Origin of the sequence: Helicobacter mesocricetorum (genome assembly GCF_900198605.1) — a bacterium.
Classification (GTDB): domain Bacteria; phylum Campylobacterota; class Campylobacteria; order Campylobacterales; family Helicobacteraceae; genus Helicobacter_D; species Helicobacter_D mesocricetorum.
The window spans coordinates 1-9472 of sequence record NZ_FZPJ01000027.1 but is presented as its reverse complement, the minus strand read 5'-3'; the positions used below and the strand labels follow the sequence as shown (position 1 = coordinate 9472).

Below are 9472 nucleotides of genomic sequence, written 5' to 3'. Positions count from 1 at the left end.
TTGGATTGGAGTTATTTTGATAAATTTCAAAGAGCAAAACTAGAGCGAATCTTAAAAGACCCAAAAGAATTTTACGAGAATATCTCGTTAAAGCCAAAAGGTGCAGTAGAAAGAGTAAAAAGCCAACTCTCCTATAAACTTGGAAATTGCCTTATTCAAACTTCAACTATTTTAAAAGCCTTAAAACTGCCTTTTACCCTTTATACAATTATTGCTACTCATCGTTTTGAACAAAAAGTTTTAAGGGTTTTGATATCTCTCAAGCCAGAATTAAAGCCTTTAAGATTGCAAGATTTTTCAGATTATGAAGAATCTTTAAAGGTAAAAAAGCATTTAAGCTATCGCTTAGGAGAAGCAATGCTAAAAAATCCTTTGACTTTTCCTTTTAAGATTCCAAATATTTATAGAGATTATAAAAGGAGAAAGAACTAAAAATGCTTGAATCCAAAAAAGTTGGTATTGTTATCCCTATCTATAATGTAGAAAAGTATTTAAGAGAATGCCTTGAGAGTGTCATCCATCAAACTTATAAAAATTTAGAAATTCTTTTAATCAACGATGGAAGCACAGATTCTAGTTTGCAAATAGCCAAAGAATATGCACAAAAAGACGGCAGAATTACAATTATTGATAAAGAAAATGGAGGACTGTCTAGTGCTAGAAATGTAGGGATAGAGTTTTTAAGTGGAGAAATCTTTTGTCATTGCAAGATGGCAGATTGCTATTCTGAAAATAAAGCTCGCAATGACAAAGAAGAGGCAGCTTTACATTCCTATAAAATCATCAGGGAAAATCCCTACCAAATCCATGCTATTTATAGCCTTAAAAGTTCGCTAGAGATTCCAAGCATTGATTATTTGCAATTCGTAGATAGTGATGATTATATAGAGCTTGATTGCGTAGAACAATGCATTCCAAGAATGCGAGATGTAGATATACTATGGTTTGATGCAAAAGCTTTCCTTGATGGAGTGAAAAAATCCGATTGGAAATCTAATATTTGGCATTTTGGTTATACAAACGAAGTTATTCTTTCAAGGAAAGATTGGGTGCAAAGAATTTTCAAGAGAAAACTACATTTTTTTTATTTTTCATGGAGTGGTGTTATTAACTTTGAATTTTTAAAGAGAATTAAACTTAAATTTATCAATGGCATTATTCAAGAAGATGATATGTTTGGGATTTTACTTTTTGCCCAAAGCAATCATATCTATGTTTATCCCAAACAACTTTATCATTATAGGATTAGACCTAACTCTATCATGAATTACGGTAATAATTTTGAGGGTAAAGTCGCAGGGTTTTTTGCCAAAAATGCAGAAGTTTTTAAGGATAATTATTCTAAAAGAGCATACCATAAAGCAAGCTCCTTTATGCTTACCTCTTTAGCCCTTGATACATTCTTGCAAAACTCACAAGATGAACGTATAAAGCATATTATTAGTAAATATCCTATGCCAACTTATACGTTTTATGCTCATAAAATCCTCTATTTTTCCCAAGACCCATTAAATCTAATCCCAGAATTTCAAAAGTTACAAAAATATCTTAAGGATTTAAACTTTCATCTCTTTGCAGATGGTTTTCTCAAAGATGAACTTACTTATAGGCTTGGAAGTGTTAGCTTAAATTTATTGAAAAATCCCAAAAGAATTGTGAGCTTACCAAATATACTGCGCAAAATGATTTGCAGCGACAAAGAAACACAAAAAGCTTATCAAGCGAATGTAACAAAATACCAGCTTAATTTGCCAAATTTTAGAAAACTCGTCAATAGTTCCAAAGAGCTAAAAACAAGGCGACATTTAAGCTATAAATTAGGAGATTGCATACTTAAAGCCCATAAAATGAGATATTTTGGTGGATATTTATGGCTACCCTTTGCCTCAATTTGGACTTTAATCTACTTCAAACTCTCCTCTTCCAAAAGAGAGAGATTCTATTCTGTACTGCTAAACTCTATCAATCAATTAAACAGAGAAGTAAGCCACCTAAATTGGCAGATTTGGAGCAAAGATATTGGAAATCATTCTAGTGATTTTTTTACAAAGTTACAGAGTTTGGGAATATCAGTTGAGTTTCAAGATATTTTTATTCAAATGCTAGAGGGAGGGAAGCTTGTAATGAGTTATACCAAAGATAAAAAATGGCTTGATTTGCTTATAGAATGTAAGGCACAGATTCATTACTTTGAACCAGACCCGGCTGTTTTTAAATTTTATAAGGAAAAATACCAAGAATCCAATAATGTGATTTTTTATCCTAATGCGCTCTCCAATGTAGAACAAGCCCAAATCCAAGCAAGAGACAACAGGGGAAGTGGAATCCACCCAAGCATTTATTACGCTTCGGATAATACTTATAAAGCAAAAAGTTTAAATATTAGTGAGGTGCTACAAAAGTTTTCTAATCTTTATCTTTTGATTTTGGAACTTGACTTTGAAACTTGCGTAATCTTAGAGGAGCTCATCAATTCTAAAGAATATTTAAAGATTTCCTATATTTTTTGTAAAGTCAATGCGATATTTGCCGAAAGTCAAAAGTTTGAATCTCTAAAGCAAATAATAGATTCTACCCCCCCCCCGACAACATTTTATATTTTGTAAAGGAAACAGAGAATCTTAAAGGAATTAACAATGAGTCAAGAGATAGAAAGATTTATAGAGAAGTTGAAGAGTTTAAGCCAAAAAGACATTAAGCCTTATCCTTTTGAAAGCTATAATTGCGAGCTAGCATTCACTCAAGAATGCGCTTTTAAAGGAGATTTTTTAAATCGCAAATTAGTAGAAATGTGGAAAGATATTTATAATAGACCTTATTTTGAATTACATCACCCAACACAAAACCACATTTTAACAAGAGCAATTCAAAGTTGGCAACCCCCAAACCGCTCCTTGCGCTCACTTACACTCTTTATAGATGAAAACAATCAATTCCCTTGGGTGCTTGTAGTAACCTATGAACAAGCTACCTCTATGATTATTATGGAGGATTTTTTCCTCAATAGACGCTATTTGAGTGATAGCCAACACGATATATGGCTAAGATGGAGAATCACTAGGGATTGTTTGGAAATGGCAAAAGAAAAAAACCTAAGTGTAGAGAATGTTTATCACAAAGACACTTCCTATTGTCTCAACATACAATCCGAGAGACCCCATCATTATTTCACAGATAGCCTCTTTTGGTTTGATTATCTAAGTTTAAAAAATAAGATTTGGGATACACCTTTATTTTTTCGTAGTAAAACTATGGAAATTTCTAAAAATACCAGAGAGATTCCTGTGCCTTTGCATTTGGGATACCACAAAGAAAAGCTTGACTTTGTCGCCAAAGAATCCCTACAAGACTTTAACTCCCTCGTAGCCCCTCAAGACAAGCTAGATAGATTTGACAAAGAGGAAGTTTCAGAATCTGAAATTATGGAATTGATTCCGCAATTGGAGGCTTAATGAATGCGATACAACAATTCCTAGACACACTAAAATATCTCAATAGAAGCTTTGGAATCAAAGGGTTAGAATCCACTTGCAGAGCTTATGAATATCAAAAATACGATTGCGAAATAGCTTTATTACACCAATGTTCTTTTGAGGGAGACATAGATAATCCACAATTAAAACAAACTTTCAAAGAAATTTTTGCCAAAGAGTATTTAGAGCTCACTCACCCTATTCATACCAATATTTTAACAAGGGCAGTTTTAAGCATAAACAACAAAGTTGTACAAAATACGGGTGGCTACAATAGCTTTGTATTTTTTATAGATAAGGACAATCAATATCCTTGGATTTTAGTTAATGAAAATATGTTTGCTAGGATTATTATAACAGCTGAAAATTTATTTTTAGCCAAGGATCTCTTTGGGGAACAAAATTTCGTAAAATGGATTTTATGGGCTGCTTTGACAGAAATCCCAAAAATAGCACGAAATTTAAAAGCAGAGGATTTAAAGTTTTGCGATAAAAAGTTTGCAATCAATCTTGGAATTACAAGACCTTATCATTTTTTTAGAGAGGATTTGTATTGGTTCTACAAGTTAGGTTTGCAAGATTGTAATGTGCTAAAAACACCGATGTTTTTCAAAACAAAAGAGATGAAAAATATTGTTGAGGAGGAGAGGTTAGGAATCCGACCTGCTTTACTATGTGAGGCTGCTTCTTTTGATGCACAAATTAATTTATCAGAAAATATTGTTATCACTCAAGCCTTAGCTTCTAAAGAGCTATTAATTGGGGGGGGGCAGAAGATATGTATAGCCTAACCCTTTGGCTTGGAATCCCGGGCGAACGTAGAATTTGGCTTCAGCAGTGGGAAGGGATTCCGCTTATTCTTAAAAATCTTAGTCGCTATTTCCCAAGTATCAAAGTCTATGTCGATGGACTAACTGCTTATGATGGCGAACGCATAGAAGTGCAGAATAATTTAGAAGCATTTTGGAAGATTGTAGAAAACACCAAAGAAGCATTTGAAACTAAAGAGTTTCAAAATGAATCTAACAGAGAAACTGCTACTAAAACCAATCCACATTTGCAAAATACGCAATCTCATAATCAAGATAAAATAATAAGCAATGAGTCTGAAAATTCTTGCATACTTTATGGAGTTAAAGGAGAGCAAATCGCTTTTAAATCCCTAAGTGGGTATGACTATCGCACGAAAATTTGCTATGGCTCAATGTGTAATCTAGCAATAAGTGAGTGTAGCACTACCTCTCTTGTGCCATTTTATTTTTGCCAAAAGCCCGGAGTTGTCTTTGGCTTAGCCGATACTTTGGGCGTCCATTCAGAGGAACTTGCCAGAAACATCCCTTTTCTTTATGCGATAGATGAGAATTGTTTAATTACCACAAATCTTGGAGGGGTTGAATGGATAGCCTCTATGCCTCCAGAACATCTTTATAACCTTGCCGCACAATCCCTTGAGGGACTAAGCAAAGAGGGAAAACTTGCAAACTTTAGCAAAGAAAATCCGCTAAAAATGCACCGCCTAAGTGTGCCTCCTGTGGAGCTTTATGCCAAAAAACACGCATTAGAAGAGAAATATAAAGTGAAATTTACCCTCCAAGAGATTGCTTTGCACTGTGAGTTACTACAAAAACAAGAAGAAATACTAAGATATTCAAACTCTACTAATCCTAAAATGCAATATTCTAACTCACCAGCTAAACCCACAGGGGCGGCTTTAAGAGTGAAAAACCATTTAGCCTATAAAATCGGGCAGAGTTTGGTATTAAACTCTAAAAGTTTATGGGGTTATATAAGGATGTTTTATGTCCTAAGTTATATCAAAGCACTTCATAGCCAAGAGCAAGAATACTATGAGGAAAGAGTTGCGATTAATCCTAACCTGAAGCTCCCACTTCTTGAGGATTATGCAGATTATCAAGAGGGATTGAAGGTCAAAGAGCATTTAAGCTACCAATTAGGTGAATCTTTTTTAAATGCTTATAAAAATCTCTGGCGTGGAGGGCTTTTGAAGTTTTGGTTAGTGGATTCTAAGAAAATCATTAAAGAATTTAAACAAAGAAAATAAGGAGAAAAAATGCAAATACAAATATCTCATTTAAAGATTAGCGAAGAGGTCTCTCCTTTAGTTGTGCCAGAAATTGGTATTAATCATAATGGGAGTTTAGAGCTTGCTAAACTTATGGTGGATTCTGCTAAAAGGGCTGGAGCAAAAATTATCAAACACCAAACCCATATCATAGAAGATGAAATGAGTAGCGAAGCCAAGCAAGTAATCCCGGGCAATGCCAAGATTAGCATTTATGAGATTATGAAAAAATGTGCTTTAGGCTATAAAGATGAACTTGCTTTAAAGGAATATGCAGAATCTAAAGGACTTGTTTATCTTAGCACTCCCTTTAGTAGAGCAGCGGCTAATAGATTGCAAGATATGGGGGTGAGTGCTTTTAAAATAGGCTCGGGAGAATGCAATAATACTCCACTTTTAAAACACATAGCCTCTTTTAAAAAACCTATGATTCTTAGCACAGGTATGAATAATCTTGCAAGCATTAAAGAAAGTGTGAAAATCTTAAGAGATAATGAAATTCCTTTTGTGCTTTTACACACTACTAACCTTTATCCAACTCCCCCACATCTTGTAAGACTTGGGGCTATGCTAGAGCTAAAAAAAGCCTTTGATTGTTTGGTGGGATTAAGTGATCATACTTTAGACAATCTTGCTTGTTTGGGGGCAACTGCCTTAGGTGCTTGTGTCTTAGAGCGGCACTTTACAGATACGATGGATAGAGAGGGTCCAGATATTGTTTGCTCTATGGATGAAAAGGCTTTAAAAGAGCTTATTATAAAAAGTGAGCAAATGGCTATTTTAAGAGGATTGAATGCTTCAAAGATGGCAGCTAGTGAAGAGCAAGTTACGATAGATTTTGCCTTTGCAAGTGTCGTAAGTATCCAAGCTATTACTAAAGGAGAGCTTTTAAGCAAAGAAAATATTTGGGTAAAAAGACCGGGTAAAGGAGGCATACCAGCAAGTGAATTTGAAAAGATTCTAGGCAGGAGGGCATTAAGAGATATATCTAAAGATAGACAATTAAGCTATGAGGATTTTGAGTGAAAAAAATTGTTTTTGTAACAGGGACAAGAGCGGATTTTTCTAAATTAAAGTCTTTAATGTTAAAGGTGGAGCAATCAAGCAATTTTGAACTTTTTGTCTTTGTAACAGGAATGCACCTAAGCCAAAAATTTGGCTCTACTGCTACGGAAATAGATAAATATGGCTTTAAAAATATTTTTAAATATATTAACTTTGATAAATATTTTCAAATGGATAAGGCTTTAGCCTCTATGATTGATGGTTTTTCTAAGTATATTTGCGAGATTGAACCGGATTTGATTGTTGTCCATGGGGATAGGATAGAACCTTTAGCAGCGGCTATTACAGGGAGTTTGAATAATATTTTGGTTGCTCATATTGAAGGAGGGGAACTCTCTGGGACGATTGATGATAGTTTGCGACATTCTATCTCTAAACTCGCCCACATTCATCTAGTCAATGATGAAAAAGCCAAAAAAAGACTTATGCAGCTTGGAGAAGATGAAAAATCCATTTTTATCATAGGTTCGCCAGATTTAGAGATTTTAAATAGTAATAAAGTCTCTTTAGAACAAGCAAAAGAGTATTATGAAATAAGCTTTGAGAATTATGCTATTGCGATGCTTCATCCGGTAACGACTGAATTAAACACCCTTAAAGAACAAAGCGAAAATTTTGTTTTAGCCCTAAAAGAAAGTGGCAGGAATTATATTGTGATTTATCCCAATAATGATTTAGGGTTTGAGTTTATTTTAGAGAGCTATAAAAGCTTAGAGGGTATGAAAAATTTTAGAGTTTTTTCTTCGCTTCGGTTTGAATATTTTATCGCCTTGCTTAAAAATGCGGATTTTATCATAGGAAATTCCTCTTGCATTTTAAAAGAAGCCATTTATTTGAATATACCGGGTATTTTGGTAGGTTCAAGACAGCAAGGGAGGGTAGGAAGTGAGGATTGTATAAAAGTAGATTCTAAGAAAGAAGAGATTTTAGAAGTTATTTCAAAGGTGCATAAAATGGATTTTAAAAATGTTAATACTCCGCAAATCCTTAATAGTTCGCAAATGTTTTTTACACATTTATTAAGTGGGAAGTTTTTTGAGATTAATAAACAAAAAGTCTTTCAAGATATTTAAGGGCGTAGATATGCAAGAGATTAAACACCAAATAAGACTTTGCAAAAGGGAAGAAAAGGATAAATTGCAGAGTTTTATTACAAAATATTGGAACGAAAATCATATTTTAAGCATTTGTGATTCTTTGCTTGACTTTCAGTATCTTGATGAATAAAAAGGTGTTTATAACTTTATGGTGGCTTTTAATTCACAGACGCAGGAGTTTGATGCTGTGTTAGGATATGCATTATAGGGATATTAGTTTAGAGGATATTTTGCATAACCCCCAAGCCTTGCCACGATATGATTGCAATCTTTTTGAATATGGTAAAGCCAATTTAGGTTAAAGGAGACAAAATGAAATTAAATTCTTATGACACACAGAGGGTATTTGATTACGAAAATGGTTATTTTATTAGTGCAGATGATAGACGAATCGGCAAGTTTATCGTGCATTTAGAGCTTTATAAAAAAATCACGCATTTACCCGGAGCTGTGGTGGAATGTGGAGTGTTTAAAGGGAATTCCTTTTTTGAATGGGTGCATTTTAGAAATATCTTAGAAACCCAAGCAAGTAGAAAAATCATAGGCTTTGATACCTTTGGGGAATTCCCTCAAACAAATTTTGAGGAAGATAAACAAAAGAGACAAGCCTTTATCGATGAAGCAGGAAAAGGAATTAGCTATCAGGAAATGCAAAAGGCTTTAGCTTATAAAAAGATAGAAAATTATGAGCTTATTAAAGGTGATATTAATGAGACCTTGCCAAAGTATTGCAAGGAGAAGCCAGAGCTTAGAATTGCACTTTTGCACATTGATACTGATGTTTATGAACCAGCCCTAACTATCTTAGAAAATATGTATGAAAGAGTAGTGGGGGGGGGGGATTATAATGTTTGATGATTATGCGATTTTTGCAGGAGAGACTAAGGCAGTAGATGAGTTCATTAAAGATAAGAATTTAAGCTTACAAAAGCTTCCCTTTTTGCATAAGCCAAGCTTTATTATAAAGGATTAAATTAAATGCAAATGCTAGAATATATGTATGGTTGCAAGATTAAACACATAGAAATAAGTGTAAATACTTACATTCTGGAAGCTTTACATATGAAAAATATCCATTGTCCTGCACTCAAAGAGGGAATAAAGATAAAAATTCCTTTTGAAAAGGGTTTTATGGAAAGCCATACAAGAAATACTTCTTTGATTTTGCATAGCATAGGTGCGCACTCCTATAATCACGCTGCTTTTAATAGACCAGATATTCAAATAGGCAGATATTGTTCCATAGCGAATTTACGCTTTATGCGAGATTCACACCCTCTAAATTTGATTACTTCCTCACCTGTGATTTATGAGGAAACTATGTTTTGCCAACCTGCCAAGACTATTATTGAAAATGATGTTTGGATAGCGGATAATGCGATGATAAAACCGGGGGTGAAACTACACACCGGTTGTGTAATAGGTGCTAACTCCCTTGTTACTAAAGATGTTCCACCCTATGCCATAGTAGGAGGAGTGAGTGCAAAAATCCTCAAATATCGCTTTGATAAAAATACCATAAAAAGACTTTTGGCTTTGAAGTGGTGGAAATATAATGCCTACGAGTTTAAAAAGATTCCTTGGGGTTTAGAGATAAATGCCTATCTTGATAAGCTAGAGGAGCAGATACAAAATCATCAAATTAAGCCCTTTAAGCCCCAAAAATTATATTTTGAAGAACTCTTGGAAATGGCAAAAACATATAAATCAATAACCATACCTAACCAACCTTTAACTGCCTCCTCCCGCCTTAA

Annotated in this window: 10 protein-coding genes and 1 pseudogene; all 11 read left to right on the top strand. The window is 34.1% G+C overall.

Annotation, left to right across the window (positions count from 1 at the left end):
• A pseudogene (locus C6H18_RS06440) lies at positions 1 to 432 on the top strand (glycosyltransferase family 2 protein); the annotation flags it as partial.
• Between the two features lie 2 nt (positions 433 to 434).
• Complete coding sequence (locus C6H18_RS06435) at positions 435 to 2606, top strand: glycosyltransferase family 2 protein (RefSeq protein WP_104722291.1); 2172 nt, start codon at positions 435 to 437, stop codon at positions 2604 to 2606.
• 30 nt (positions 2607 to 2636) lie between these two features.
• On the top strand, positions 2637 to 3452 hold the full coding sequence (locus C6H18_RS06430; protein WP_104722290.1) for a hypothetical protein: 816 nt from the start codon (positions 2637 to 2639) through the stop codon (positions 3450 to 3452).
• Complete coding sequence (locus tag C6H18_RS06425) at positions 3452 to 4264, top strand: hypothetical protein (RefSeq protein ID WP_104722289.1); 813 nt, start codon at positions 3452 to 3454, stop codon at positions 4262 to 4264. Before C6H18_RS06430 ends, C6H18_RS06425 begins: the two co-directional genes overlap by 1 nt.
• A complete protein-coding gene (locus C6H18_RS06420; protein WP_104722288.1) occupies positions 4252 to 5535 on the top strand; it encodes a hypothetical protein in 1284 nt (427 codons plus the stop codon). The genes C6H18_RS06425 and C6H18_RS06420 overlap by 13 nt, the downstream gene beginning before the upstream one ends.
• A gap of 9 nt (positions 5536 to 5544) precedes the next feature.
• Positions 5545 to 6582 (top strand): N-acetylneuraminate synthase family protein, encoded by a 1038-nt coding sequence (locus C6H18_RS06415; protein ID WP_104722287.1) that lies wholly within the window; start codon positions 5545 to 5547, stop codon positions 6580 to 6582.
• Positions 6579 to 7694, top strand: coding sequence for a UDP-N-acetylglucosamine 2-epimerase (gene neuC, locus C6H18_RS06410; RefSeq protein WP_104722286.1), 1116 nt, complete (start codon positions 6579 to 6581; stop codon positions 7692 to 7694). Before C6H18_RS06415 ends, neuC begins: the two co-directional genes overlap by 4 nt.
• A gap of 10 nt (positions 7695 to 7704) precedes the next feature.
• Positions 7705 to 7848, top strand: a complete 144-nt coding sequence (locus C6H18_RS09455) for a hypothetical protein (protein WP_158654882.1) — start codon at positions 7705 to 7707, stop codon at positions 7846 to 7848.
• A 182-nt stretch (positions 7849 to 8030) separates the two neighbouring features.
• Positions 8031 to 8573, top strand: coding sequence for a TylF/MycF family methyltransferase (locus tag C6H18_RS06405; protein ID WP_233704087.1), 543 nt, complete (start codon positions 8031 to 8033; stop codon positions 8571 to 8573).
• On the top strand, positions 8566 to 8691 hold the full coding sequence (locus C6H18_RS09715; RefSeq protein WP_267891870.1) for a hypothetical protein: 126 nt from the start codon (positions 8566 to 8568) through the stop codon (positions 8689 to 8691). Before C6H18_RS06405 ends, C6H18_RS09715 begins: the two co-directional genes overlap by 8 nt.
• Positions 8692 to 8696: 5 nt before the next feature.
• Positions 8697 to 9472: CatB-related O-acetyltransferase (locus C6H18_RS06400; RefSeq protein ID WP_104722285.1), on the top strand; the 776-nt coding region annotated here is incomplete at its 3' end.